At 49.3% G+C, this 26577-nt stretch carries 21 protein-coding genes; 9 read left to right on the forward strand and 12 right to left on the reverse strand.

Features of this window, described 5'->3' with window-relative positions:
• Positions 1-73: 73 nt before the first annotated feature.
• The 7 genes from ACYVFD_RS23650 to ACYVFD_RS23680 form a co-directional block, all read right to left on the reverse strand.
• Positions 74-1510, reverse strand: coding sequence for a M56 family metallopeptidase (locus ACYVFD_RS23650; protein ID WP_461092973.1), 1437 nt, complete (start codon positions 1508-1510; stop codon positions 74-76).
• Positions 1507-3423, reverse strand: a complete 1917-nt coding sequence (locus tag ACYVFD_RS23655) for a TonB family protein (RefSeq protein WP_461092974.1) — start codon at positions 3421-3423, stop codon at positions 1507-1509. Before ACYVFD_RS23655 ends, ACYVFD_RS23650 begins: the two co-directional genes overlap by 4 nt.
• On the reverse strand, positions 3420-3791 hold the full coding sequence (locus ACYVFD_RS23660; protein ID WP_461092975.1) for a BlaI/MecI/CopY family transcriptional regulator: 372 nt from the start codon (positions 3789-3791) through the stop codon (positions 3420-3422). Before ACYVFD_RS23660 ends, ACYVFD_RS23655 begins: the two co-directional genes overlap by 4 nt.
• Positions 3792-4110: 319 nt before the next feature.
• The gene (locus tag ACYVFD_RS23665) at positions 4111-5115 is read right to left on the reverse strand and encodes a family 43 glycosylhydrolase (RefSeq protein WP_461092976.1); all 1005 of its coding nucleotides are present in this window, start codon (positions 5113-5115) and stop codon (positions 4111-4113) included.
• A 94-nt stretch (positions 5116-5209) separates the two neighbouring features.
• Complete coding sequence (locus tag ACYVFD_RS23670; protein ID WP_461092977.1) at positions 5210-6427, reverse strand: enolase C-terminal domain-like protein; 1218 nt, start codon at positions 6425-6427, stop codon at positions 5210-5212.
• 128 nt (positions 6428-6555) lie between these two features.
• Positions 6556-8472: a glycoside hydrolase family 2 protein gene (locus ACYVFD_RS23675; protein ID WP_461092978.1), complete on the reverse strand. Its 1917-nt coding sequence runs from the start codon at positions 8470-8472 to the stop codon at positions 6556-6558.
• 5 nt (positions 8473-8477) lie between these two features.
• Complete coding sequence (locus ACYVFD_RS23680) at positions 8478-10988, reverse strand: glutaminase family protein (RefSeq protein WP_461092979.1); 2511 nt, start codon at positions 10986-10988, stop codon at positions 8478-8480.
• Positions 10989-11157: 169 nt separating this feature from the next.
• On the opposite strand from ACYVFD_RS23680, the gene ACYVFD_RS23685 reads away from it, so the two are divergent.
• From ACYVFD_RS23685 to ACYVFD_RS23710, 6 genes are all read left to right on the forward strand, one after another.
• Entirely contained in the window at positions 11158-12102 is a 945-nt protein-coding gene (locus ACYVFD_RS23685; RefSeq protein WP_461092980.1) for an RraA family protein, read from the forward strand.
• Positions 12103-12227: 125 nt separating this feature from the next.
• On the forward strand, positions 12228-13505 hold the full coding sequence (locus tag ACYVFD_RS23690) for a mandelate racemase/muconate lactonizing enzyme family protein (RefSeq protein ID WP_461092981.1): 1278 nt from the start codon (positions 12228-12230) through the stop codon (positions 13503-13505).
• Positions 13506-13659: 154 nt separating this feature from the next.
• A complete protein-coding gene (locus tag ACYVFD_RS23695; RefSeq protein ID WP_461092982.1) occupies positions 13660-15099 on the forward strand; it encodes an alpha/beta hydrolase family protein in 1440 nt (479 codons plus the stop codon).
• Between the two features lie 7 nt (positions 15100-15106).
• Positions 15107-16318: a mannonate dehydratase gene (gene uxuA, locus ACYVFD_RS23700; RefSeq protein ID WP_461092983.1), complete on the forward strand. Its 1212-nt coding sequence runs from the start codon at positions 15107-15109 to the stop codon at positions 16316-16318.
• 229 nt (positions 16319-16547) lie between these two features.
• Positions 16548-17330: an SDR family NAD(P)-dependent oxidoreductase gene (locus ACYVFD_RS23705; protein WP_461092984.1), complete on the forward strand. Its 783-nt coding sequence runs from the start codon at positions 16548-16550 to the stop codon at positions 17328-17330.
• Between the two features lie 152 nt (positions 17331-17482).
• Positions 17483-18724 (forward strand): alkaline phosphatase family protein, encoded by a 1242-nt coding sequence (locus ACYVFD_RS23710; RefSeq protein ID WP_461092985.1) that lies wholly within the window; start codon positions 17483-17485, stop codon positions 18722-18724.
• A gap of 3 nt (positions 18725-18727) precedes the next feature.
• On the opposite strand, the gene ACYVFD_RS23715 is transcribed toward ACYVFD_RS23710, so the two are convergent.
• The 3 genes from ACYVFD_RS23715 to ACYVFD_RS23725 all read right to left on the reverse strand — a co-directional run bounded on the left by ACYVFD_RS23715 (position 18728) and on the right by ACYVFD_RS23725 (position 20728).
• Entirely contained in the window at positions 18728-19183 is a 456-nt protein-coding gene (locus tag ACYVFD_RS23715; protein ID WP_461092986.1) for a DUF2147 domain-containing protein, read from the reverse strand.
• Between the two features lie 179 nt (positions 19184-19362).
• The gene (locus tag ACYVFD_RS23720; RefSeq protein ID WP_461092987.1) at positions 19363-20256 is read right to left on the reverse strand and encodes a serine kinase; all 894 of its coding nucleotides are present in this window, start codon (positions 20254-20256) and stop codon (positions 19363-19365) included.
• Positions 20257-20281: 25 nt separating this feature from the next.
• Positions 20282-20728 (reverse strand): hypothetical protein, encoded by a 447-nt coding sequence (locus ACYVFD_RS23725; protein ID WP_461092988.1) that lies wholly within the window; start codon positions 20726-20728, stop codon positions 20282-20284.
• Between the two features lie 148 nt (positions 20729-20876).
• Here ACYVFD_RS23725 and ACYVFD_RS23730 point away from each other — a divergent pair, with 148 nt between their 5' ends.
• The 3 genes from ACYVFD_RS23730 (at position 20877) to ACYVFD_RS23740 (ending at position 24784) form a co-directional block, all read left to right on the forward strand.
• On the forward strand, positions 20877-21173 hold the full coding sequence (locus tag ACYVFD_RS23730) for an SCP2 sterol-binding domain-containing protein (protein ID WP_461092989.1): 297 nt from the start codon (positions 20877-20879) through the stop codon (positions 21171-21173).
• 100 nt (positions 21174-21273) lie between these two features.
• A complete protein-coding gene (locus tag ACYVFD_RS23735) occupies positions 21274-22710 on the forward strand; it encodes a Gfo/Idh/MocA family protein (protein ID WP_461092990.1) in 1437 nt (478 codons plus the stop codon).
• 100 nt (positions 22711-22810) lie between these two features.
• Entirely contained in the window at positions 22811-24784 is a 1974-nt protein-coding gene (locus ACYVFD_RS23740; RefSeq protein WP_461092991.1) for a sensor histidine kinase, read from the forward strand.
• 4 nt (positions 24785-24788) lie between these two features.
• Here the strand turns inward: ACYVFD_RS23740 and ACYVFD_RS23745 are convergent, their stop codons facing one another.
• Complete coding sequence (locus tag ACYVFD_RS23745; RefSeq protein ID WP_461092992.1) at positions 24789-25529, reverse strand: hypothetical protein; 741 nt, start codon at positions 25527-25529, stop codon at positions 24789-24791.
• A 122-nt stretch (positions 25530-25651) separates the two neighbouring features.
• On the reverse strand, positions 25652-26530 hold the full coding sequence (locus tag ACYVFD_RS23750; RefSeq protein WP_461092993.1) for a LytR/AlgR family response regulator transcription factor: 879 nt from the start codon (positions 26528-26530) through the stop codon (positions 25652-25654).
• Positions 26531-26577 lie beyond the last annotated feature (47 nt).

Raw genomic sequence — 26577 nt, forward strand, 5'->3', positions numbered from 1 at the left:
TACTGGCAATTAACCTAAAGGCCTGATGGAAATTGTGTATCCATCAGGCCTTTAGGTTAATGCTCATATAAGCTTAATTGGTTTGAAGCCGAATTGTTTGTTCACTCGAACTGGCTTCTACGATATCAGCTTTATCATATTTTATAAATTCATTAAAACCAACTTCGTTGCCATTTACGATGAAGTGTTTATACGCTGCCAGGATTTCGGCGTCCTCAATTGGCACCGTAAAAAATGCCGATTGTTTTTCGGCCGGAACTGGAGGAGAAGGAAGTTTAAAGTTTCCAGTATTCGATAATACTTTATCACCTAACTGAAATCGAATCGGTAAGTTATACATTACGTTAACCGCTTTGCCGTTTTGCCGGGCAGGTATCCAGTTGGGCATTTGTTCAACCACCCGAATCGCTTCTTCGTCAGCTCCATGACCAATACCTTTCAAGACCTCCACATTCGTAATCTCGCCTTTGTCTGTAACAATAAAACGAACAAAGACTTTACCCTCTACCTTGGCTTTTACAGCCGCATCGGGATAGTTTAAGTTTTCGCTCAGGTATTCACCTAATTTTTTCATACCACCTGGAAATTGGGGATGATCTTCAACAACAGTGAAGACGTCACCTTCCACTTTCACAGGCTTCCTTGCTGCTGAGACTGGCAGATCTTTTTCCGATTGCGTACACATAAGCAGGCAGCCTGCCAAGGGTAGTACCAGTACATATCCAAGCAATGCCAGACGTTTCGATGCCGGTTTTTGTAGCATAATGATTCGTTGTTTGAGAGTTGATTGAGAGACAAAAGGTGTCGTAAGGGCTGAGGGCGACACATTGAGAGCGTAGGCGACTAATTGACGTGGGTAGTCGGGTTGGGGCGTTTTTAAAACAGCCCGGTCGGCCAGAAATTCGTGGACTTCCTGCAACGCACGTTTGTAGTAAATCAATATAGGGTTGAACCAGAAGGCTAATTGTGCCATTTCCAGAAAGAGGATATCGACTGTATGACGCTGGTGAATGTGAGCTTCTTCATGGCGGAGTAGTGCATCCGGCTCGGCAAGTGCATCCGTTCGGTTTAGAACCAGATAAGGCCCAAATGAGAACGATGGCGACGAATTATCGGGAAGCCGAATGAGTGTGTAAGCCTCTCGTTGTTCTGCTTTTCCTGAGCGTATGAGCCGAAAAACAGCCCAAACATTGAGCACTAACCGAATGAGCATGACGAGTATGCCCAGGCCATAAACGATACCGATCCGATCCACCAGCGTTAAGGAGTAGTCGCTTACTGACTGCTGACCAACCACAAACGTCGGTAAGGTTATACTACCCGCAGAAAGCGAGGTTAGGTTTTCGCTCGGAAGCTCGACAAAGGGTAAAGTCAGCGATAACCCAATGGATAGCAGTAAATACGATCGGTTTAGCCCGAAGAACGTATTTCGGCGCAGCAGTAGCGTATAGCAGCCGTAGAATAAGAGCAGAAACAGGCTGGCTGTGAGAAGATAAGCGAACATGTTCATTTCTTTTTCGTAGTTATGAGAACGACACCATTTTTCCCTTTATCACCGTAAGTTGCAATGGCTGACCCATCTTTCAGTACAGTGATGCTTTCTATACTATTTGGATCCAATGACTGAATACCCAGCGGGAATTTGTCGTTGATAGTCACCAAATCCCTTTTCACCTCTACACCATCTATGATGTATAGAGGCTCGCCAGTTTGAAACCCATTACCCCGAATACGAACGGTTGGATAGGCGTTTATGCTTGAGTCCGCTGGACGGATTCCGGACGAATTCATATCATTGTAAAGAGCATATCGACCATTCTTGCTATTATCTAGGATATAATTCAGTTTTTTCGATGAATCGGACTTAGGTTCCAGTACTTGCCCTGACCGTTTATCTTCAGACTTTTCCAACTGGAACTGAATGGGTAGATTGTACTGTACGGCTACAGCCTCTCCATTTTGCTTGCCAGGATTCCATTTGGGCATTTGACTTACTACCCGGACAGCTTCCTCATCGCAGCCGCCACCAATACCTTTCAGTACACGTAGGTTCTGAATATCACCCTGTTGCGAGACAACAAACTGGACAAATACCCGACCCTGTATCCGGTTTTGCTGAGCTTCTTTGGGGTAGCGTAGGTTACGGGCGAGGTACTGACCCAGTGCCTGCATGCCACCCGGAAACTCCGGCACCTGTTCCACAACTGTAAACACCTCGCCTTTGCCCGACGACGAGCTTTTAACTTTGCCCTGCGTATCTGTTGAGGTAGTAGGCTTGGAAGTCGGCTCGTAGGCCACGACTACTACCTCATTCAACTTATTACTTTGTATCCGAAGGCTGGCATTGATTGATGAACGGCCTTTTACCTCTAGTTCGGTTGTCTCAAAACCAATAAAGCTGAATACCAATGATGCCGTTTTCTGAACGTTGACAAGCTGGTAATTTCCTTCTACATCTGTTGTTGTGCCTACATTGCTATTTTTAAGAATGACACTAACCCCCGGCAATGGCTTCCCATCTGCTGCATTGGTCACTCGGCCCGAAACGGTGATTGTGTCGTTCGTTACCTGATTAACTATGTCAGAAAGTTGCTCACGGGCGGTAGTCATAGCCAGTAGACCCAGCGCGAGTGGGAGAATCAGAAGATATTTGCCCAGGGCCCAGCGCGTAGTGGCTTTCTGATGAAGCATCAGGATGCGTTGTTTCAGCAGCGATGGGTTGAAAAAGCCGTTGACAAGCGCATCGGGCTGTTGACCAAAGGTGTACTGAAGCAGAAAGTGAGCGTAATCAGTTGGTTGAGAAATGGCTTTATCGGCCAGAAATTCATGTACCTGCCGAAGCATACGATCAAGTAGCCATAGGGCCGGACAGGCCCAGAATATCGCTTTTAACAATGCCATGCCAAGCACATCAAGACTATGATATTGCCGGATATGCACTAGTTCATGGTTAATAATCAGACTATTGTTCCTGTCTTCCGGATTCAGAACCAGATACCGGAAAAAAGAAAAGGTTGGCGCTATTTTCGTTGGCTCTACCAACACATACTCGTCGAAAATATGCTGGTCCGATTGGTGGATGAATGCCATCAACTGAGCCATGTGGACAATTAGTCGTACTACTAAAAACAAAGCAAGTAGACCATACGCAATCAGACCGATTTCGTTCCAGTCAGGCCCTGTTTCCTCGGGCATCGCTATGGCCGATACAGGCAGCACAATCACACCCACAGGAACAGGCAGCGTTTCTACTGTCTGGGTCGGTAGACTGACCAGTGGTAGTGCCAGCGAGGCTATAGCCGAAAGCAGTAGATAGGCACGGTTCAGGCTGAAAAACGTATGCCGACGGAGCAATAACCAGTAACAGCTTACGAACAGCAAACCATAGAGATTCGCTTTGAGAAAATAGTCGAGCGTGTTCATTTGTCTTTCTGCTGGTTTAGGAGTTTGATGATTTCGTCCGCTTCGTTCAGGCTGATATTCTTATCCTTGACGAAAAACGATACGAGCTTTTTGAGCGAATTATCGAAGTAGTTCGCCATAAGCTGCTCGGTCTGAAAACGGCGGTATTCTTCTTCGGTGATCAGTGGATAGTACTCATGCGTCTTTCCATAGGCCGTATAACCGACCAGTTCCTTTTTCTCCAGAATGCGAATAATGGTTGAGACTGTATTGTAGGCAGGCTTGGGCTCGGGTAGCTCGGCCAGTACGTCTTTGACAAACCCTTTTTTGAGTTGCCAGAGCACACGCATTATTTCTTCTTCAGCTTTGGTGAGTTCGCGGATCGACATGGTTTTCTCCTGAGATTTTATTGGTAAACGAAAGTTATGACTAATGGATTAGTTTTACAACTAAATGATTAGTTATTTGTTATAAAAAAATAGAAAAGCCTGTTTTTGGCCAAAAAACAGGCTTTTCTATTTTGAGAGTTAATTCGCTTTTTTTTTAGCCAAAATAAGGTAGCGCTTTGTCATTCCGACCGGAGGGAGGAATCTCAAGTTTGCCACACTCTCAGGTGAATATAATTTGAGATTCCTCCCTCCGGTCGGAATGACAAAAACACTGAATCAATAAGAGCAAATTTTGGAGGCTTTTGATTAGGCCTTTAGTTTACTTCGATAATAGAGGCCCTGAAGCAGTCCAGTTAACCGGTATGTTGGATAAATACCAGCTTTTGCCTTTGTCGTTGTTACCCTGGAAAAATAAATAGGTTTTGCCGACCGGATCGGTGAAAATATGCGGATGACCCGACTCGCTGGCATTCCAGGAACCCGGTTGGCCGTTTTTCAGGAAGGGCTCATTCTGAATCCGTTCCCAATGCAATCCATCCTGACTTTTGGCAATGCCGACCTGCTGCGGCCAATTGTTATAAGCACCTGCATAAAACATATAGAGCACACCATTGCGCTCAATCACCGATGGAGCTTCGATACATTCACCTTCCCAGGGTAGTTCAGGCTTTAGAATCGGTCCGGTAATAGCTTGCTGGCGCCAATCGCTTCGGTTGAAATTCGTGTTGGCGGGGGCAACCGCTACGCCCAATTGCTGAATTTTAAAGGCTGGATCGCGGGTCGCAAAATAGAGAAAATACTGATCGTTAAATCGAATGACGTCCGCGTCGATGGCTCGCCCGCACGACCAGTCACTGATGGCCGGGCGGAAGATAGGATTAGTCGGATTGCGATCGAAATGAATACCGTCTTTCGAAACGGCATGGCAAATGGCATCGTTGCGACCGTTGCCATAGGTCTGGTAAAACAAATGCACAACTCCATCACGAATGAGCGCACCCGGAGCACACAGGCCTTTTTGCTCATAGTCCGTGGTGGGTGTGATTTCGGCGACTTTCTGCCAGTTCATTAGATCACTGCTTTCGGCAATGCCAATACCCCAATGCTCGGCCCCATCTGAGTCTTTGTAGAGCGGCAACGAATAATACAGCATATAGCGATTCTTGAACCAGACTACATGCGGATCTTTCGAAAAACCTGGCTTACGATGCGTTGTATCGCCGAATAGCATTTTCGGGCGTGGCGTTTGCGCTTGCGTGGAGTTCGAAAAGCTAATCCACAGAAAGGCCAGTAGTATAAAGAATAGTGTAAGAGGTTGATTCACAGTAATCTAATAGAAAAATTGATCAAATGCGCCCGTGTCTGTATCCTCACAGACACGGGGTAAAAGCAATTGTTAAGAATCATATCAAAAGAAACTACGCCGTCTTCAATAATTTCATGCCGAAGCCCGGCGCAGGGGATGGAACCAGTTGGCCACCAACTAGTTTATAGTCGCCAAAGTCGATATCATCGCTGGTGCAGGGGACACCTTCGATGGTGACGGTATTGCCTAATGCGCCTGTCAGGTGAGCGGTGTAGTGGGTTTTGAGCAATTCGCCGAACGCATGGGGTGATGCCTGAATGCCCATCTTTTGCAGTTCGGGCATGATTTTTCGCCAGGGTGTAAAGCCATACCCCATGATGTCAGTGATGTGTACGTCGATCAGTTTCTGGGTTTCCAACTCGCGGAGGAGTTTTTGGTCGGGATCGTACTCACCATCGGCCAGCAATGTTTTTACCTTATTGGCCGTTAACCAGTCCCGCAGTTTCCGGTAGTCGGCTACAGTTTCGGCAAAAGGCTCTTCAATCCAGAACAGCGGAATGTTGCCAATACCTTTTACATAGGCGATCATGCTTTCGGGGGTGAAGCCATCGTTTCCATCGACCAGAATTTCGCAGTCTGGGAAGGTTTTGGCGACGAGTTTGGTCACGTCGATGTCGCGTTGCAGCCCCGCCGATTTATCCATCCACATATTCCCCCGCCCAATTTTGAGTTTAAACTGACGATAGCCCATGTCGTAATCGTGCTTACACTCCTCCAGGATTTTATCGAACCCATTGGCTAACGTTCCCACTTTTCCTTCTTTCGGCTCTAGCTCATCGAAATAAATCATGCCGCTGTAGCACTTGGTCAGGATGGGTTTCTTCTGACCCATTAGCTGATAAACCGGCTTGTTGAGAATAACCCCCGCCAGATCGTGCAGCGGAACATCGAACGCCAGCGCCTTGGTATCGGTAACGCCCTGAGCCGGTTGAAACAAATCGGCAACCCGCTTGCCTTTTACATAGCCGATCACCTCGTCATTCCGTCGACCATTGGGCTGGCCCCAGCCTTTGGCACCCTGATCGGTGGTGAGCGTGCAGACAGTTACTTTGGGTCCATAGCCGTGAATGTCGCGACGGGCGTTCTTTCCCACGAAACGCGGCCACTTCAACTGAACTTCGGTATAACTGATATCCGCGATTCTGTGCTTCATCAGATCGTCGGCTCCAGCATAATCGAAAAGCGACGTAGCGGCCTGACTAGTAAGGGAGGGGCCAAACGCAAGCGCTGATGCGCTGGTCAACTGGTTGAGGAAGGTTCTGCGTTTCATAAAGTCAAGGGGGAAAGGGTGTTTTTGTCATGCTGACGAAGGATGCATCTTAAAGCATCCTTATTTATTCCTTTGGAGATCTTTAGATGCTTCCTTCGTCAGCATGACAAAAACCAGGTGGAGTCTACTCATTTGAACAATGGCGCATGAATTTGACGAAGCGTTTCAACCGGTATTTTAATCACTTCCCGGTCGTAGGTGAGCAGGCCGTTTACTTCACCTTCCACATCGGTTGTCTGTGTGTAAACAGCCGCCGATAAGGCCTGTTTCTGGTAATACTCGATGATTTTGGCGTATTTCTTCCGATAGGCTTGCTCTACAACTTCGGCCGATTGATACGTCTGATAACCCCAATTGCGCATATTCGGATTCCAAAGATGCCCCTGAACAGGCCAGCCGATGCCTCCAAACTCGCCAATCACAACAACCCGATTGGTTTTAGGAGTAGGTGCGTTAGGCTCTTCCTGATAGGTATGAATGTCGAAAAATTCACCGGCACCCCGGTCGTTCCAGCCGCTGACGGCATTGACGGTCCGGCTCGGGTCAATGGCTTTTACCCAATCAGACAGCCGGTTGTTGTCGTACTGGCCCCAGCCTTCGTTATGTACTACCCAGGTTACGATACTTGGGTGATTATGCAGGCGGTTCATCATCCGGCGGAGTTCCAGCTCGAACTGCTCTTTCCCTTTCGATCGACGTATGGGTTCCGACTGATCGCCGGGAGCTTCGTTTTGTCCTTCCAGAAAACCCGATGGCATGTCCTGCCAGATCAGGATGCCCAGCTTGTCGCAGAGGTAGTAGTAGCGTTCGGGTTCGACCTTGATGTGCTTGCGAAGCATATTGAAGCCTGATTTTTTGAGGAAATCAATCTCAAAGGTCATGCCCTCGTCGGAAGGGGGAGTTAGTAAACCACCCGGCCACCAGCCCTGATCGAGCGGACCGTTCTGGAAAACAAACTTGTTGTTCAGCAGCAAAACCGGCTGGTTGGCGACGGGGCCCGGCCCAACCGAAATCTTGCGCATGGCGAAATAACCTGTAACGGCATCGAGTGGATTGCCTGTAACAGTCGCATTGGCATAGGCCGTACGTAAAGCTTCGTCCTGGCGCGGGCGACGGTTGCGGGGTGTATCGCCAAAGGGATCGGTAACGGTCACTAGTTCAACCCGATAGTCATACAGGAAGGGCTTATCCGGCGACCACAGCTTAGGATTTTTCAGCGACAAATAGGCGACTCGTCCCGCACGTACCAGTGTAGAGGCTACTGTTTGATTTCCCTCCAAAGCCGTCACCCGAACCGCCGTTGTGAAGTTATTGGCTGGTTTATCGAGCAACACTTCTACACGCACACGGCTGGAATCCAGTTCAGGGGTTAGCCGTACTTCTTCGATGTAGGTTTGTTTGGGAACCGGTTCCATCCAGACCGTTTGCCAGATACCCGATACGGGCGTGTACCAGATGCCGTTAGGATTGAGCAGTTGCTTACCACGAGGCTGCTCACCAGTTGAGGTTGGGTCGGTTACGCCCAAAACGAGTTCGTTGGAACCGTCTTTCAGATAATCCGTAATGTCGAAGCTAAACGAATCGGAGCCGCCGGTATGCGAGCCAACCAGCCCATCATTGACCCACAGGTTGCATTCGTAATCGACCGCGCCAAAGTGGAGAATCACCCGCTGACCGTTCCAATCCTGTGGCAGGCTGATGGTTCGGCGGTACCACAATCGCTGGTCAGGTAAGAGCGATTTTGTGACTTTCGACAGCGTCGACTCAACGGCAAACGGAACCAGAATCTGACCACTAAACTGCGTCGGTTTGGGAGCCGTTTTGGCAGTAATGGCATAATCCCACAGGCCGTTCAGATTCTGCCACTGCTTTCGGACCAACTGCGGGCGTGGGTACTCTCGCCAGGCATTTTCAGGCGTGATTTGCTTCTCCCAGCGACTCATAATCGGTGCTGGCTGAAGCTGACTGACGGCTGGCGTTTGAGCAACCGTAAAGTGGGTAATGAAGAGAGCGCAGAGTAGAGTGATTACGGATTGTCGTTTCATATCGCTTACTTGACCAGTTTGCTTTCGAGCATCTTAATAAAATAACCGCCGACTACGGACCGGGCCTGAAAACCAACCTGTTTGGCATTGGTTGTTTCGTGCCAGTCGGATAGCGGTACCCGTGATGGGGTTTCGTTGGCGTACTTCCAGACCGGCTTTATCAGCGCCTGAAAATCTTTAGATGAGCTTGCCATGGTAGCCGTCCACATGATCCAGTCCGATTTGGTGTAGGTCTTGCGGCTGTCCAAAGGCAGACCATACGGCTCCTGCTTGGTCAGGTAGTAATCAATTTCCTTTTTAGCAATTTCTTTTGGAAAAATATTAATCCCTAAAAGTCTATCCCACACCAGGTTATACTTCTGGCTCCAGGTGTCGGCCGGATTCTCAAACGTAAGGTCGTAATGGGTTTTATCAGATGCGGTTTTGTCGAGGGCGAGAGGTTGCCATTTGGCTGCCATTTCTTTGGCCGTTTTCAGGTAGCTTTCGGCAGTTGCTTTATCGCCCAGTTGGGCGGCCAGTTGCCCATAAGCCGCGATACCCAGAATGGCTTTTATAGACAGGTTGGCGTTACGGGCTATATGACCTGCAAAGTCGTCGGTACACAACTGGTTGGCGGGGTCGAAACCATCTTTTTTCAGGTACTCCACCCAGGTCGTCAGCGTTTTCCAGTGTTGCTTGGCATAGTTGGCGTTTCCTTCGGCTTTAGCGATAGCATCCGTCAGAATCAGCATATTACCACATTCTTCCACGGGCATATCCTCGCCATACGTTTGCCCATTGGCAAGTGGATACGTGCCTACATCATGCGCGGCAAACGGTTTGCTCCAGTGACCAAGCTCAGAATACTGAAAAATAGGCTCCATCATACCTTTCAGCAGAAGGGGATTGTACAGCAGGAAAAGCGGAGCCGATGGATAGGTGATGTCGACGGTACCGATGGAGCCGTTCGAGAAATTCTCTTTTGAGAAGAATAGCGTTTCACCTTTGGGACCGGCTACGATTTTATGGGCGGCAATGGCCTGGCGGTAGGCTAATACACACAGATCAGCGTATTCTTTGCCCCCCGCTTTCTGAGCATCAGCACGAAGTTTCGCGTCGAAGGCCGTGCATTTCTGGCGAAGCTGGTTGTACTCTTTTTCGGCAGTTTGCAGGAGATCGGCCATTGACGTTTTTCCGTCCCGATGCCACCATGCCCGCAAATTCTGCTTGAAATACTGCACCGAATACAGATCGTCGTAGCCCAGCAGGAGGTGTTTGGTTACTGGGCCGGTTACACTGCTAAAATCCAGCACTGCAGCCATCGCTATATCAACAGCCGCTTTCGCACCCGGTCGGTTACCCGGAGCTGGAAGCTGTCCCTTGGTCAAAAATGCCTGTTTCAACCCGTTGGCTAGTCCCGATGCAGTATGATTGCCTGTTTGTTGGGGAGCGGCCAGATAGGCGTACCCCCAATCGATGCGGACATTGTCGCCTTTGCGGCCTAATACGGGCTGGGCTTCGGTGCCCACCACCTGATAGGTCAAGCCGCTTGTTTGAGCTGTTTTAGTGATGACCTCCTGCCCGATGGTGTTGGTCGCAATGGTGCCCAGTTCACTAAAGAATACCTGTACCGAGTGTGGCTTCTTATCCGACGACTGGACATCAAACGTAACATAGGTAACAGGCCGGGCCACTACCTCCAAGTCGTCGATCAGTAGGGGAGAAAGAAAGTTTAAACTCAGGTTAACAGGACCCGCCGAAAAGGTGTATTGCGTTTGCGTAGCGGATACCGTAACGCCCGTTTGCGTGGCTGCTGTAACAGCCGAATTGGTGATGGGGTTAACAATACCGACATCGATAAACGACCCACCACGCGGACTTACACAATGCACCGCCAGCACATTTTTGCCGGTCTTCAGCGCTTTCTGACCGGCTTCGGGGAACGGTACGTTAATGTATTCGTTGACGTAATCAGGTTTGTCCAGAATTTTGGTGCCGTTGAGGTAAATGACCACGTCATCATCGTGATTCAGCGTCAGCAGCAATTTCGAGGGGTCGGCTTTGCCATCGTACGTAAACTCCCGGCGAACGTAAATTCCATCTTTCATGGTCTGGCTGTTGACCCATTTAGTATGGGCATCGGGGGTATCGCCAAAAGGCCCGGTTCCTGACGACCATTTACTATCATCGAAATCTGCTTTTTCCCAACCTCTATCGGGTTTTTCGAGCGTATAGCGAGCGGGGTAAGGTTTCGATTCGCCAGTGGCCAGAATCGGTTCGTAGGTGGTTGGTACCGCACCCAGAAACTGATACGGTTTGCCATCGACCCGGATAATGCCTTCCAGCGACTGCGGTTTGCCCGTCCAATGGCGAGTAGGGGAGTCGGTCAGCTTATCGGTCATGCTCCACACACTGAAAAAAGGATCGTGCGTGATGAGCGGGTAAGCGGGTGGCCGGAGGGTCTGCGCCTGGGTCCAACTGGCTATGAGGAGGAAGAAAAGAATCGTTGAAGCGTACTGAATCGTGTTTTTGCGCATTGGCAGTGGAGTTTTTTCGGGTAAAGTAAACTATATCTTAAACCCGACCTACGGTTCCCTTTACTTATCGAGGGTAGGATAATGCCTAAATCTGCTTTGGATGGTAGCGAATAATTCTACAATCCGTTAGTCAAAAGACCTTCTTAAACCTCCTTATAATCGTACACTCATGAAGCATGTATTCGTCTGGCTAGCCATACTGATTGGAACGGGCCATTCTATGCAATCGGTTGCACAACAAATCTCGAAAGAAGAACTCATCTTTCTGACTCCTGACTGGAAAGGTGAGCGTTTCCCGGATGGTCGGCCTAAAGTATCGGATGCCATCCTGAAACGGATGAAACTCGTCACGCAGGAAGAAGCCTGGGCTGTGCTGAAAGGTGAAAAGTACCGCTATCAGTTTGCGGGTGGCTGGCAAACCATCAATCCAGACAGTGTGCTGGTAGGGCGGGCGGTAACCGCTACGTTTATGCCTGGCCGACCCGATGTTCACCGGGTAACTGATGAAAAAGGCCATACAAAAGATGGGCGGGTGAAATCGCAGAACGCCTGGCCAATTGACCTGCTCGTAAAAGGTGATGTGTATGTGGTCGACCAGTTTGGCATGCATGAAGACGGGCCTACTATCGGTGACAATCTGGGCAATTCCATCTATGCCAAAACGGGCAATGGTATCGTGTACGAAGGTGCCGTTCGTGATATTGCCGGATTGAAGGAAATTGGTGGATTTACCTCGTATTTCCGGAGTTATCACCCGTCGCACCATAACCCGGAAGGCGATTTGAATACAACACTGGTGGGTATCAATCGCCCAACCCGGATCGGAAAGGTGATGGTGATGCCCGGCGACATCGTGTTAGGGCGTGATGGAGGAGTTTGCTTTATTCCGCCCCATCTGGCCGAAAAAGTGGTCAAAACATCCGAGATCATTCGCCTGCGGGATATGTTTGGCCACCAGCGGTTGCGCGAACAGAAATATACACCGGGACAGATCGACACACGCTGGTCGGATGAGATCGAAAAAGATTTCTCCCAGTGGCTGAATTCGCACATCGATAAACTTCCTGTTCCGAAAGAACAGATTCAGGACTATCTCAAAAATCGAACCTGGTAAAAATTTTAGTCAGGTGTGGTCAAAAGTTGTCAAGGGTGGTCAGGAATAGTCAAGTATTGACTGGCTACGCCTGACCACCTTTGACAATCCTTGACAATCCCTGACCACCTTTGACCTTATTTTTTATGAAAACTTCAAGACGTTCTTTTTTAACCAAAAGCGCTTTAGCCAGTGTGTTTAGTGCCGGTGCCCTGTCCAGCTTTGGCGAAGGGCTCGAAACGGCCATCGAGCGTACTCCACTGTCGTCGGCTCCGTCGGATCTGAAGATTACCGACATCAAATGTGGTTACACGCGGGGTGGCCATAGCCTGTTCGTGAAAGTGCATACCAATCAGGGCATCTGGGGCTGTGGCGAAGCGGTCGATGCATCGGTAGGAACCTACCACCTGGTCAAACTGATTGGCCAACGCATTAAAGGCCGAAGTCCGCTGAATGTCAACCGGATTTTCGAGGACGTCCGGAAGTCAGGGTTCTTTGAAGGGGCGCAGGCGGGTATCTATGTGTCGGTATTATCGGCAGTTGAAACGGCCCTTTGGGATTTGGTTGGAAAAGCGCTTGGCTTGCCAGTGTACCAACTGCTCGGCGGAAAATTTCGGGATAAAATCCGGGTTTACTGCGATACGGGTGCCTATCGGGAGACAGATACCAGCCCGGAATCCTTTGGTAAAAGCGCCAAGCGGGCCGTCGATATGGGCTTTACGGCCGTAAAATACGACATCGACGAGCGCAACGACCCTAATAAATACGATGCCTACAACTGGACGGCCAGCCCCGGCGAACTGGAGCGGATGTACAATCAGATTGCGGGCGTTCGGGAAGCCGTTGGTCCTAAAATCGACATCTGCGTCGACATGCACGGAAGGTACGACATGACCACCGGCCGACGCGTTGCCAAGATGATGGAGCCGCTCAAGTTGCTCTTTCTGGAAGAACCCATCCCGGCTGAAAATCCCGAAGCATACCGCCAAATTCGGGAGATTACCACAACCCCCATCTGTGCGGGCGAGAACCATTACCTAGCCCACGGCTTCCGGCGCTTACTCGAAATCGGAGCCGTCGACATCATTATGCCCGACTTGCAGAAGGCCGGTGGCTTAGGCGAAGCGCAACGAATTGCTAATCTGGCTAACCTCTATTACGTGCCGTTTGCGCCACACATGGTAGCGTCGTACCTGGGCGCCATGGCGTCAAGTCACGTATGTGCGTCGGTGCCCAACTTCCTGATTCTGGAATGGCAGATTTACTTCCACGAGGAGCCGATGTTCAAGGAGATCGTTACCTTCGACGGGCCGATGGTGGAGAAAGGATTTATTCCGCTATCCGAAAAACCCGGTATTGGGGTCGAAATCAACGAAGAAGGTATGCGGAAATATGCGCCGAAAGATGTTCCGTTCTTTGTGTAAGTTTGAAATCTGTAGCGTGAAGTTTGATAGTAGTCTTTCCTCGGCCTGTGTCCTCACAGGCCGAATTTCTGAATAGCTGGCGTATGAGAGAGCTGTGAAGACACAGCTCTCGGAAGATAAACTACGATCTAGTTACTCAATACAGCTAACAAGTATGACGAATAAACTACCTTCTATACGATTCAAATCCATTTGGCTGGGGTGTTGTTTTTCGGTGGCACTTTCAGGCAGTTTAGTGAAGGCCCAGGCTCCTACTATGCAGAAAATGACACCGGAGGAGCGGACGGCCTATATGAACAAATTGCGGGCTGCCAGCCAGGAAGACTGGCAAAAGACGATGGACAAACTGTCGTTGAAGCTGCCAACGTTACCCCCACCAGCCGACGACCCGAAGCGTCCGCAGCATGTCAAACCTAAAGAAGGCACGTCTAACTGGTACGATGAAGCGGGTAACACCCATGTTCGATCAGGCTGGGGCAATTGGTCGAACTACGACGAAGCAAAAGCCAATGATTATACCCTCCCTGATCCGCTCAAATTGAAAAATGGGAAGCCGGTAAAAGATGCCAATGCCTGGTGGAAGCAACGTCGTCCTGAAATTCTGAACGATTACCTGACCGAGATTTACGGCAAAACACCTGCGAACACCCCCCGTGTTACGTTTGCCAGTACCGGAACGGACAGTACGGTTCTTGGCGGAAAAGCCACCAAACGAACATTAATAGGTCAGATTGATAACAGCCGATTCCCTTCCGCAACACCAAGTATTCCCGTTCTTCGCTATTACCCCGTAAAAGCGTCTGGGCCGGTACCAATGATGGTGATCGTGTGGGGTTCGTTTCCAACGCCGATGGCTACGGTTGAAAAGCTGATCGATGCCGGCTGGGCTGTGGCCATTGTGAACACAGGCGCTATTCAGCTGGATAGCGGAGCGGGTCTGCACGAAGGGATCATTGGCCTGATGAACCAAGGTAACGAACGAAAGCCTGATGAATGGGGTGTACTGGCCGCCTGGAGTTGGGGACTAAGCCGGGTACTTGATTATTTCGAAACCGATAAAACGATCAATCCCAAGCAGATAGGTATTCAGGGGCATTCGCGCTGGGGAAAGACAGCCCTTCTAGCTGGGGCTTTAGACCAACGCTGGGCCATTGTGTTCGCCAGTTGTTCGGGCTCACTGGGTGCTTCACTGGAAAAACGGAACTGGGGCGAAACTATCGATAATGTAGCTGGTTCGGGCGAATACCACTGGATGGCCGGTAACTTCGTGAAATATGGAGGCAACTGGGCGGCTATGCCGGTCGATGCCCATGAACTAATTGCATTGGTAGCACCTCGTCCCATCTTCATTACCGGAGGTACCAAAGACACCTGGGCTGATCCGAAAGGTGAGTTTCTGGCTTGCGTAGGTGCAAGTCCGGTCTATGAATTACTCGGCAAAAAAGGCGTTGGGACGACCGAGATGCCTGCACCGGATGTGGCCTTAATCAACGGAGAGATCGGTTTCCGAAATCATGAGGGCGGTCATGTCGATTCGCTCGATTGGCCTGTATTTCTTGAATTTGCCAAAAGACAGTTTACATTAACCAAGTAGTGATTACATGAGTATGTTACAAACCATGCGTTGGTTCGGTCCGAACGATCCGGTCTCGCTGATGGCTATTCGGCAGGCGGGTTGTACCGGCGTCGTGACAGCCCTCCACCAGATTCCCGTAGGTGACCTCTGGACGGTTGAGGAAATTAACCAGCGCAAACAACTGATTGAAGCCGATAATCAGCGGTATTCGCCCTTGCACTGGGCCGTAGTCGAAAGCCTGCCTGTGCACGAAGATATTAAGAAAGGGCGGCCCACGCGTGCTGGGTATATCGAAAAGTACCAACAGTCTATCCGGAACCTGGCTGCCTGCGGTATTCGTACGGTTTGCTACAACTTTATGCCGGTACTGGACTGGTCGCGTACCAATCTTAACTATGAAATGCCCGATGGCTCGCGAGCACTCCGCTTCGTTTGGGAAGACTTCGCCCTATTTGACCTCTATATCCTAAAACGTCCAGGTGCAGAAGCCGATTATGAACCGGAAATCATTGAATCGTCCCGGCAGAAATTGGACCGGATGACGACCGAACAGGTAGCTGAATTGACGAACACGGTACTGCTTGGACTGCCGGGTTCTGAAGAAGCGTTTTCGCTGGCTACGTTTCAGGGATTACTGAATGAATACAGCCAGATTGGGGATAAAGTGCTACGGGAAAATCTCTATTATTTCATTCAGCAAGTAGCTCCGGTCGCACAAGAAGTGGGTGTCAATCTGTGCATTCACCCCGACGATCCACCAAGGCCGTTATTAGGGCTCCCCCGTGTAGTGAGTACTGAGGCAGATCTGGCGCAACTGATGAATGCCTGTGATATAAGCGCCAATGGCATTACGTTCTGTACGGGCTCATTGGGTATTCGGCCTGACAACGATTTGCCGGGTATGGTTCGACGGTTCGGCAATCGCATTCACTTTATTCATTTGCGCACGACCAAGCGCGAAGCTGATCCACGTAATTTTCATGAGGCCGACCATTTAACGGGTGATGTCGATATGTATGCCGTTATCAAAGAGATTGTGCTGGAACAGAAACGACGTGTCAACGAAGGTGTTGGCGAAACGGCCATTCCAATGCGACCCGATCACGGCCATCAGATGCTCGATGATCTGCATAAAAAAACATACCCTGGTTATTCGGCCATTGGCCGGTTGCGTGGCCTGGCCGAACTACGAGGACTTGAATTGGGTATCGAACGCAGTTTAGAAACTATTAATTAAACACGGAGGCACGGAGAGCACAGAGGTTTTCTAAAATTGAATCTGTTGGACTCTTGCGAAAGCCTTTTTGTCATTCCGACCGAAGGGAGGAATCTCAAGATTCTTATTAGTCAATCTTGAGATTCCTCCCTTCGGTCGGAATGACAAAGCACTCATTGTAAGCTTATCCCTAAAGTTTAAACCGACTCTGTGTGCTCTGCGTCTCTGTGTTTAAACCATTTTTTATACAATGACACAAACAGAAAATTTGACATATCCGGCTGTTTTTTCGCTTGAAGGCAAGTTGGCGCTTATTACGGGCGGAGGTAGTGGTATTGGTTTTGATATTGCCCGCTGTATGGTCGAATCGGGTGGCCGGGTTGTAATAACGGGTCGTCGGGAAGAACCCCTTAAAGAGGCTGTACAATCGTTGGGCAAACGCGCCTATTATCAGGTCAATGACGTTACCGATCGTGAATCGCTGGAGGGACTGGTCGAAAAAATTGAGCTCGAACTAGGGCCCATTGATATTCTGGTCAACAATGCCGGTATCAATATGAAAAAACCCGCCCTGGAGGTGTCCGATGCTGATTTCGACCGGATTGTGCATACGAATTTGAACTCGGTTTTTAGCCTGACACGCACCTGTGCCCAACGGATGATGGCTCGTCAAAGCGGTTCGATTATCATGATTTCGTCGATGGCGGCTTATTATGGTATCGACCGAGTGGCTGCGTACGCGGCCTCCAAGTCGGGTCTGGAAGGCATGGTTAAGGTGCTGGCGTCGGAGTTTTCGGGCAATGGTGTTCGGGTCAATTCCATTGCACCGGGTTTCATCGAAACGGCTATGAGCAAAACAGCCATGAGTGGCGATCCCGACCGTTTCGCCCGCGCTATGCGTCGGACCCCGATGGGAGCGTTTGGAAAGCCGTCAGATATTGGCTGGGCGGCCGTCTTTTTAGCTTCTGAAGCGGCTCGGTACGTTACCGGCGTATCGCTGCCAGTCGATGGTGGTAATTCGATTGGGTTTTAACACTTTTTTTGTCATTTCGACTGTCGCTCGTCCGCGATCCAATCGCGGACGAGCGATCAGTCTTATATTAACCAACTGTAAAGTTTTTAGCTAAATCCTCTAGTATTAACCAGACTACAGTTACTTTGGGCCATAATGGCGTACTGGTTCGTATGAAACGGATTGCAAAATTCCCCCTGATTATTGTCGTTTGCCTGCTTGTTACCCAATCCAGTTGGGCACAAATCAAGCCTAAAAAAGCGTTGTTCGTAATTGTCGACGGCATTCCGTCTGATGTCATCGAAAAGCAGCCAACGCCCAACCTGAAAGCCATTGCCAAAGTCGGTGGTTATGCTCGTGCGTATGTAGGCGGGCAAAAGAGCACCTATTCACAAACGCCAACGATCTCGGCCGTAGGGTACAATAGCCTGCTGACAGGAACCTGGGTCAACAAGCATAATGTGTGGGACAACAGTATCAAAGCGCCCAATTATGCGTACTGGACTATCTTTCGGTTTTTCGAACAACAATATCCCTTCAAGAAAACGGCTGTTTTTTCGACCTGGCTCGATAACCGGACCAAACTGGTTGGCGAAGAGCTGCCCCAAACCGGCCAGTTACGGATCGATTATTCGTTCGATGGCCTGGAACACGATACGCTGCTTTTTCCACACGATAAGGAGTCTGAATACATTCACCGGATCGATGAAAAAGTAGTGACGGAAGCCTGCCAGTATATTCAGAATGAAAGCCCGGATTTATCGTGGGTGTACCTGGAATACACTGACGACATGGGCCATAAATACGGTGACAGCGAGCAGTTTTACAAAGCCGTAGGCATCATGGACGATCAGATGGGTCGTATTTGGAAAGCCATTCAATACCGCCAGAAAAATTTCGGTGAAGAATGGCAACTGTTTATCACCACCGATCATGGCCGAAGTGCCGATACCGGCAAAAATCATGGTGGTCAATCCGATCGGGAGCGAGCTACCTGGATGGTGACGAATGCCAACGATCTGAACAGCCAGTTCAGAACGGCCACGCCCGCTATTGTCGATATTATGCCGACTATGGCCCGCCATCTGGGAATTACGATTCCGAAAGAGCAGGCATTTGAACTGGATGGCGTGCCATTGACCGGTAAAGTTTCCATTGCTGAACCCCAAGCCCGCAAAGAGGCTGGTAGGCTCCTGCTGAACTGGAAAGCCATCGACAAGGAAGGCACGGTAAAAGTCTGGGTATCGACAACGAACCACTTCGAGGAAGGCAAGCGTGACCAGTACAGTTTACTGGCCGAAGTTGCTGCCAATGCCGAAGCGGCTACCCTCGATGTGCCCAACCTACCAAAGGGCTTTGTTAAGGTTGTGCTGGAAGGAAAGCATAATTCGCTTAACCGCTGGATTGTCGAATAAGCACTATTTCACCCGTGTCCAGGTACGGGTTTTGCCCAGGAGGCTGATGCCCATCACATAGCCATGAAAATCGAGCGTATTGGCGTCTTTCAGAGTCAGGTCGCAGTTATAGGTTTTACCATCTTCGGGATTATAAATTTCCCCACCGCTCCAGACATTATTGCCTTTATAGACTAAATCTTTGAGCAGCACCATATTCATTAAGGGCCGATTGCGCAACTGTCCGTCTGGGTTTTCCGTGTCTACTTTGGGTTTCTTTGTAACAGGGTCATTGGGTTCCAGCATCCAGACAAGTCTGCCGTAATATTTATTCCCCTGTTTATAAATCTGGACCTGATTCCTTTTTTTAGAGCTAAGCCATTTACCCAGCACTGCATCTGGATCATCGGTCTTGGGCGCAAAGGAAGAGCTGGTAATACCAATTACTAAAAGAAAAATGGTGAAACGAAACAGATTCATAAGGCAGTTGAGGCAATGATTTTCATGTATAACTAAATCGCAGACTACTTGTCAGCGGAGTAAACAAAAAATCATGCTTACCTGTGTATAGACCGTAGCTGGATGCCTAAGGTTTAACGCCCAGATCCTGAAAGTTGATGTTTCTGACACAACTGCCTCTAATTCCAGTCATATCGATTTCAGACGCCAGGCTCAGCCACATAGGCTTCCAGCGCCTGGAAATCTTTGGTCCGTTTCATAAAATGAATCGACGCTGATTGGGCAATTCGTAACGATTGCTGAAAATGCTGGGGTAGGTAGTCTCTGGTTAAAAGCTGAACCGGTATCGGGAAATGCTTAAGTAACTCAACTGGGGCTCGTATGGGACTGATCTTGCCTTCCTGAATGCGGGAATTTGGTGGAAAGAGGATGTTGATCTGGCGTAATGGAATGGGGTTTTTAGGGAAAGTGTCCAGCGGCTGGGTTATCAGGAATTTATCGATGCCTTCGAAAGAAGGAGACAGGGCAGAAATAGGAATGTTAAGCCCATTGAGTGCCTGTTTCCAGACTTTATACTGACTGAAAGCGGGAAGAACATAGGCGGTGTGATCGATCAGTTGGATCGCCACCAGATCGTCTGACAATACCGTATGCCCAGCTTTCCCAAAAGCCGTTGCCGTGGTCGATTTTCCGGCACCAGGTATCCCCATAAAAACAATGGCCTGATGATTTACCTCCACGGCACTGGCATGTAACAGGAATAGGCCACGCTGGTATAAAATAACGCCGAACACTTCGCTGAGCAGGAATAATCGCAATGTGCCTTCATCGGCACCCAGGTTCTGATAGACGACCTGATTGCCGCCAGTAATCCGAAATTTGCCGATACCTGCCCAGTTGATAACAATGCCCCCATCCGCTGTTCTGCCGAATGTGGCTCGCACCCCCCGTCGCTGGACACGAGTTAGCTGCCCTGCTTTTTCAGGAACAGATCCTTCTATAATAAGTACATCGGCCGGAGCATCCGACGGCTGTAAGACACCATCAAAACGGATGGTTGTTTGAATGGTTAATCCGAAAGCGAAGTAATTCATGAACAGCGAAACGTTGCCAGTATGATCAATGCATCTCCTTGAGCGACAGCCAGTACAACCCCACAAATAGTAGGCTGAAAAAGACACCAAACGAAACGGCCAGCGCTTCGAATCCGGCCAGTGCAACGGGTAAGACCAACCCGCAAACAACGCCCGCTACATAAATCCAGAAACCAATCCGGCGCAGTCGGAACATAAAAATGGCGCCAACCAGCGTAATCAATGAGTAAATAAAGGACGCAATCGCCAGCGAACGAACCTGTTCCTGATCATTGGGCAGCGGCACATTGCCCGATGAACGATCTTCGTAGTATTGCTTAGACTCTTTCTCGTCTGGCTTATTTTTTCGCTCAACATAGATTGTTTCGGATACCGCTTCGGTTTGCCAAAGCGATACGACAGCATCCGCTATTCCCCAGGCACAGCTCAGAAAGGTAAGAATGCAAAGAAGTGTTAAAAATTGAGAACGCATAGTAACGCGGACATCCTGTCCGCCTGTTTAATATAAAACGGATTTATCTCCGTGTTTGATGATCTATTAAAAGGAAGTTGTCTATGTAACTTCCCAAAACCTTATTTTCGTGGCAGCGTTTTCTACGTACCAACGAAATCCAAATCAAATGACTCTGCAAGAACTGACCGAACAAATCCGGACCAAAGTTACACATGCCGATAATATCGACGCTACTGTCAAGCTCGTAACTGACCAGGGTGTTGTCTATATCGATGCGACACAATCGCCCGCCGTGGTATCGAACGAAGACAAACCCGCCGACTGCGACCTGCAAGTGAGCATCGATAACCTCGTGAAAATGAGCAGTGGTGATCTGAATCCGATGATGGCCGTGATGATGGGCAAACTCAAAATCAAAGGCGATATGGGCATCGCCATGAAAATGGGACAGATCATGGGATGATTGAATTGTTGAATGATTGAATTGTTGAATAGATAAGTAAGCGCATTCCGTTTAGTTCTTATTCAATCATTCAACAATTCAGTCATTCAATCATTACGTTATGCCTAAGCCCTCTCGTCGTCAATTTCTGGAAAATAGTACGCTGGCTGCGGCCAGTTTTCTGCTGGTTCCGCGTCATGTACTGGGTGGAAAATCGGCTACTGGTTCACGTATTATTGCCCCCTCCGATAAACTAGCCATTGCGGCTGTTGGCTGTGGGGGTAAAGCGGATGTCAATATTCGGCTGGCCTATAACAGTGGCTCCGATAATATGGTTGCCCTATGTGATGTCGATGATCGGCAGGCGAAAAAATACCGGGCTCAGTTTCCGAATGCTCCCTATTTTCAGGACTACCGCCAGATGTTCGACAAGGCGGGTAAAAGCTTCGATGCGGTCATCGTCAGCACGCCCGACCACATGCATGCGCCTATCGCTATGGCTGCTATGCAGCTAGGCAAGCATGTGTATGTCGAAAAGCCACTGACGCACGATATTTACGAAGCCCGTATGTTGACCCAGGCTGCCGAGCGCTATAAAGTGGTGACCCAGATGGGCAATCAGGGCAGCTCGGGCGACGCTACCCGAGTTATTGAAACGGCCATTCAGAAAAAAATGATTGGTCATGTACACACGGTTTACTGCTGGACGAACCGGCCGGTATGGCCGCAAGGGGTTAAGTCGCCAAAGGAAAAAGGCGAATCGCAACCCGTTCCGCCTGAGGTAAACTGGCCGCTCTGGCTCGGTACCGCCCCTCCCCGTGAGTATCATGAAGCGTACATGCCTACTCGCTGGCGTGGTTATTGGGATTTCGGTACGGGTGCTCTCGGCGATATGGGCTGTCATTTCATGGACGTACCCTTCCGTGCATTAAAGCTTAAGTATCCAACCTCCGTTGAGTGTAGCGTAGGTTCGGTATATGCCGACTTTTTCAAAGAAGCTTTTTACGACGATAGCTGTCCTCCTTCGTCAGCTATTCACCTGACGTTCCCATCGGACGATAAAAAAGTGAAAGAAATCAAATTTTCGTGGTTCGATGGAGGTATTCGCCCTCAACTGCCCGAAGGTATCGAATACAACGATGTGTTTCGCGAAATTGATGGCGGCATACTGTTTATCGGTACTAAAGGGATGCTGACGGGTGGACTGTTCGGTAATAATCCAAAACTGCTACCGGCCGATAAGTTTGCCAACACAGCCTTGCCTACTCCCGAAAAGCCACTGGTCGAAGGGAAAACGGAAGGCCATCAGCAGCAATGGGTAAAAGCCTGTAAGCAAGGGTATGGAGCCTATACATCGTCTTCGTTCGATCAGTCGGGACCCCTTACCGAAACCGTTCTGATGGGTAATCTGGCGACACGTTCTTACCTGGCTCGCGAAGGAGGTAAGTTTACCGGACGTAAAAAACTATTCTGGGATGGCGACAACATGAAGATTACCAACTTCGACTACGCCAACCAGTTTGTCCGGCGGCAATACAATGGAGGCTATACCTTGTAAAGAGCGAAAGGGTGACGTACTGGACCATTGCCACTCTTTCACTCTTTCATTCTTTCGCTCTTTAAATAAATTCCTACATTAGTGGTATCTGAGGTCACTAATGAGACGTTTTCGCCAACAGATATTTTTCTTTTTAAGCTGCTGCTTACTGACCTTCCGCCTGACTGCCCAACCGCTCAGCAAACAGCCCGTCATTCGGTTGCCTGTTCAGGGCGATGGGGTGTCGTTACGCGGAAACCTGACTTATTTTCGTGATTCGCTGACTAATCGGACTATTTCAGATATAATCGGCTTGTCCTCCAGTGCCGCCTTCCAGCCTATCATAACTCCGGTTCCTAATTTTGGCTACGTATCGGGTATTAAGGCTGCCCGGCCTGTTTGGTTACGATTTCGGATGGAAAATTCTTCAGAAGCGGCACAAGCCTGGTTCGCCGAAGTTGATTTCTGGTCGTTCGATTCCCTTCAGCTGTTTATTGTCGATAGTCAGAACCGGGTGTTGTCGGCCTCTCCAATACTAGGCTGGAAAACACCCGCCACCCAACGGATTCGCTACCATCGGCATTACTGGTTTCCGTTTACCGTACCGGCGAATCAGCAGGTAACGGCTTATTTCCGAATGTACAAACAGCGGGGAACGCAGTTGGTGCCTATCAGCCTGATTCGACAGTCGGCCTATGAGCCGCTGGTGCAGAAAGGGTATTTGTTCTGGGGCGGAGTTCTGTTTGCGCTGACGTTCGTGGCCATGATGAGCCTCATCTTTTTCCTGACCACCTTCGACCGTATTTATTCAAAATACATTTTTTGCCTGCTCGGGCTGGTTGGTTTTTTTGTCATCAACGATGGCTTCCTGAATCAGTTTGGGTTCGAACTTCAGTTCTGGTTACCTCGCCAGAATATCTATTTCCTGTTTCCACTCATTCTGTTCTATTCGCAGCTAACGTTTGTTCGTACATTTTTGTCGGTCAAAAACACACCTTCCCGGCGTTGGCATACCATTGGAACCGTGGTGCTCTGGTGTGGGCTTTTCTGCTTACTGGGGTTAACGATTGAATTGATTACGCCCTTTTCTCCGACCGTAGAACTGGTTATGGTGCGCATCTTTTCGGTTTTTTACTGGTTTCCGATGCCTGTAATTGGGGCTTACATTGTCGTGGGAATCATTCGGCGGTATCATGTTCGCGAAGCCTGGCTATACCTGATTGCTGTAATTCCGTTTTACGCCCTTAACCTGGGACAGGTTTTTGCCAATTTTGGTCTGATCCCTACGTTTGAGCCAGTCGCCAATTTTACCTATTACGCCATAGCTGCTTTGTTTGAAGTGCTGGTGCTGACCATTGGCCTGGCGTATCGGTATAAAATGGAACGCGACCAGACTGAGCGTCTGATCAAAGACAGCACCGCTCAACAACAACGGGCCTACGAAGCCGAAGTCCAGACGTTGGCGCTCAAGAATAGTTTATTGGTTGAAAAAGAACGGATTGCCCGCGATTTGCACGATAATGTAGGAGCGCACCTGGCGTTTATTGTGACCAATCTAACCCATATCAGCGATCAGGCCGAAAAGCAGTCGACGAAAGAGGGAAAACAGTGGGCTTCGCGACTACGGACAATCGTTATGCACACACGCGAAGCGGTCAAGCTGTTGCGCGAAACCATTTGGGCCATTCATCAGGAAAGTTTTACGGTCGAGGAATTTGACGAACGATTGAACCAATACATAAACCGGTATTTCCACGAAACAGATGGCCTGCATGTAGATGTACAGGTGACCGGCTCCCAATCCCAGCGCCTTTCGTCGACCCAGGTTTTAAACCTATTCCGAATTGTGCAGGAAGCGCTGAATAATGTAATCAAACATGCGCAGGCTACCGTCGCCAACGTCCAGTTGCAGGTGAGTTCGGGCGGGCGGATCAACCTTCGTATTCACGATAATGGCTGCGGCTTTACCTGGAACAATACGGTTGTGTCGAGCCAGCACTATGGCCTTCAGAACATGCAAACTCGTGCGCAGGAACTGGGCGGCACATTCCGGGTCTTCGCCGAGGAAGGTACTACTGTGGAGGTAGAGGTGTGATCGCCTAACTCATTTTCAGATGTGTATCAGCAACGACTTTCTTCACAAGTCGATAAATAGCAACGACATGTGAAAATAAAACGGCGGGCACGATGAAGCCTGGTAACCACACATAAGGTGCTTTCAGTATGCCAATATTAGGTTGGTCGAAAGCGAACTGCTGGAAAGGAAAAGGAGTCGATAAAATGGCGTTAATCACAATATTCAGCACGAGTCCCAGCGCAAGTAGGTTCCAGACTACTAACCATCGGTTGGATAATGGGTTGCGTCGGAAGGCAAGGTAAGCGACAATGGGGGCCGTCAAACCCGCCAGAATATCGAAGTTTCGCCCTTCAAAGGTCATTAGCTGCGGTACCTGATGATAGATATAGAGCCAATACAACGTTAACTCAACAGGCACTCGTACGATATGGAGCAGTGTGAGTGCTGATAGGGGTAATTTTTCGATCCAGATACGCCCTTTCGGCGAGAGCAATAGGCTGGCAATGAGCACTAAGGGTGGGCCAATCACGAGTATAAGTCCGGGAGGTCTTGCATCGAGGTGGAGAAATAGTTGATTATACGCTACTACTGCGAGACCTGTTAGCCAGATTAACAAGCCCACAAGCAGCCGATTAGCTATGGTTCTGGAGGCCTGTCGAACGGCATTGTAGAGAAAATAGAGGGTTAACAACGTGGTTGCCCCGAAAAAAGCATCCAGCCCGAAGGGGGTATCGTCGTATAAATGAGAAAGATTGGGTTGCATGATTACAGTCGGTTATGGCAAGCAATGACACTTGCGACTGCAAAGGAAAGTTGGCTATTGGACAGAAATCCAGTCGAAAAGTTGTTCTGTCGATGAATGGTACCCAAACGGAGGATGAATGGTCAGGAAACCAGGGAGCCTTCAAGCCACTTTTTAAAATCAGGGCTCCGGTAACGACTTACAATCACATCTTCATGCGGTTGATGTTTATGCAGGGCAGGCGTAAGAAGCACCGCCAGCTTGCGATTGGTATCGTCCTGAACAGCCCGAACGGCACGTTGTGCTACCAAAAACTGTCGGTTAAGCTGAAAAAAATAGCGGTTATCGAGCAGAGGGGTTAATTGAGCAAACGAAGAATAGGAAGTGGATACCTGCTGTCCATCGGTTTTGACCAGCAAAATCAAGCCACCAGTTGAATAAAAATAAGCAATTTGATCGACTGGAAGCCGCAACTTGCCATTGTGAATGACTAGAGTGACCAGTTGGGTCTCTGGCGAAACCGTAGGCATATGGCTTTCTTTCGGACGAGTTTCAGATGCCAACTGAGCTTTCTTCCCGCGCTCAGTCAAAAAAGCCTGTAAGATATAAAGTCCCACGTAACCACCATTCACGAGTGTAGCCAGGGTGACGCAAACCGTCACCCCTTTCAAGATGGTTGGCAGTGCAGGCCAGTGGTTTGTATAGAGCCGTTGAGCGAGCGGAAATACAACTGCAAATGTCAGAAGGGTAGCCACACCGCCCAGAACGAACTGGCTAGCCAGTCGCCGGGTTGGCTGGACGCCAAATGGTAATCGGGCATCGAGCCAGTCGTAAATAGCCAGATTGACTTCCCAGCAGGAAACCATTACCGTGGCCACCGTCAGGAAATACGCCCAGGGAAACTGATATCCCGGCTGCCCTGGAAACAGTTGAGCAAACACCACATGCGACGCTATCAACGCGGCTACAGGCACAATCGCCAGGCGAAGGTAGAAGTGTTGTCGGCGTGTAAGCGGGGCCATATGAGAGCAGCTTTTGCAGTAGCTGTTTAGGACAAATGTAGCAAAAG

Source organism: Spirosoma gilvum (assembly GCF_054776815.1).

Coding starts and splice junctions, on each gene's coding strand:
- ACYVFD_RS23650 (WP_461092973.1), bottom strand. CDS start 1,510: ATGAACATGTTCGCTTATCTTCTCACAGCCAGCCTGTTTCTGCTCTTA.
- ACYVFD_RS23655 (WP_461092974.1), bottom strand. CDS start 3,423: ATGAACACGCTCGACTATTTTCTCAAAGCGAATCTCTATGGTTTGCTG.
- ACYVFD_RS23660 (WP_461092975.1), bottom strand. CDS start 3,791: ATGTCGATCCGCGAACTCACCAAAGCTGAAGAAGAAATAATGCGTGTG.
- ACYVFD_RS23670 (WP_461092977.1), bottom strand. CDS start 6,427: ATGAAACGCAGAACCTTCCTCAACCAGTTGACCAGCGCATCAGCGCTT.
- ACYVFD_RS23675 (WP_461092978.1), bottom strand. CDS start 8,472: ATGAAACGACAATCCGTAATCACTCTACTCTGCGCTCTCTTCATTACC.
- ACYVFD_RS23680 (WP_461092979.1), bottom strand. CDS start 10,988: ATGCGCAAAAACACGATTCAGTACGCTTCAACGATTCTTTTCTTCCTC.
- ACYVFD_RS23685 (WP_461092980.1), top strand. CDS start 11,158: ATGAAGCATGTATTCGTCTGGCTAGCCATACTGATTGGAACGGGCCAT.
- ACYVFD_RS23690 (WP_461092981.1), top strand. CDS start 12,228: ATGAAAACTTCAAGACGTTCTTTTTTAACCAAAAGCGCTTTAGCCAGT.
- ACYVFD_RS23695 (WP_461092982.1), top strand. CDS start 13,660: ATGACGAATAAACTACCTTCTATACGATTCAAATCCATTTGGCTGGGG.
- uxuA (WP_461092983.1), top strand. CDS start 15,107: ATGAGTATGTTACAAACCATGCGTTGGTTCGGTCCGAACGATCCGGTC.
- ACYVFD_RS23705 (WP_461092984.1), top strand. CDS start 16,548: ATGACACAAACAGAAAATTTGACATATCCGGCTGTTTTTTCGCTTGAA.
- ACYVFD_RS23710 (WP_461092985.1), top strand. CDS start 17,483: ATGAAACGGATTGCAAAATTCCCCCTGATTATTGTCGTTTGCCTGCTT.
- ACYVFD_RS23715 (WP_461092986.1), bottom strand. CDS start 19,183: ATGAATCTGTTTCGTTTCACCATTTTTCTTTTAGTAATTGGTATTACC.
- ACYVFD_RS23720 (WP_461092987.1), bottom strand. CDS start 20,256: ATGAATTACTTCGCTTTCGGATTAACCATTCAAACAACCATCCGTTTT.
- ACYVFD_RS23725 (WP_461092988.1), bottom strand. CDS start 20,728: ATGCGTTCTCAATTTTTAACACTTCTTTGCATTCTTACCTTTCTGAGC.
- ACYVFD_RS23730 (WP_461092989.1), top strand. CDS start 20,877: ATGACTCTGCAAGAACTGACCGAACAAATCCGGACCAAAGTTACACAT.
- ACYVFD_RS23735 (WP_461092990.1), top strand. CDS start 21,274: ATGCCTAAGCCCTCTCGTCGTCAATTTCTGGAAAATAGTACGCTGGCT.
- ACYVFD_RS23740 (WP_461092991.1), top strand. CDS start 22,811: ATGAGACGTTTTCGCCAACAGATATTTTTCTTTTTAAGCTGCTGCTTA.
- ACYVFD_RS23745 (WP_461092992.1), bottom strand. CDS start 25,529: ATGCAACCCAATCTTTCTCATTTATACGACGATACCCCCTTCGGGCTG.
- ACYVFD_RS23750 (WP_461092993.1), bottom strand. CDS start 26,530: ATGGCCCCGCTTACACGCCGACAACACTTCTACCTTCGCCTGGCGATT.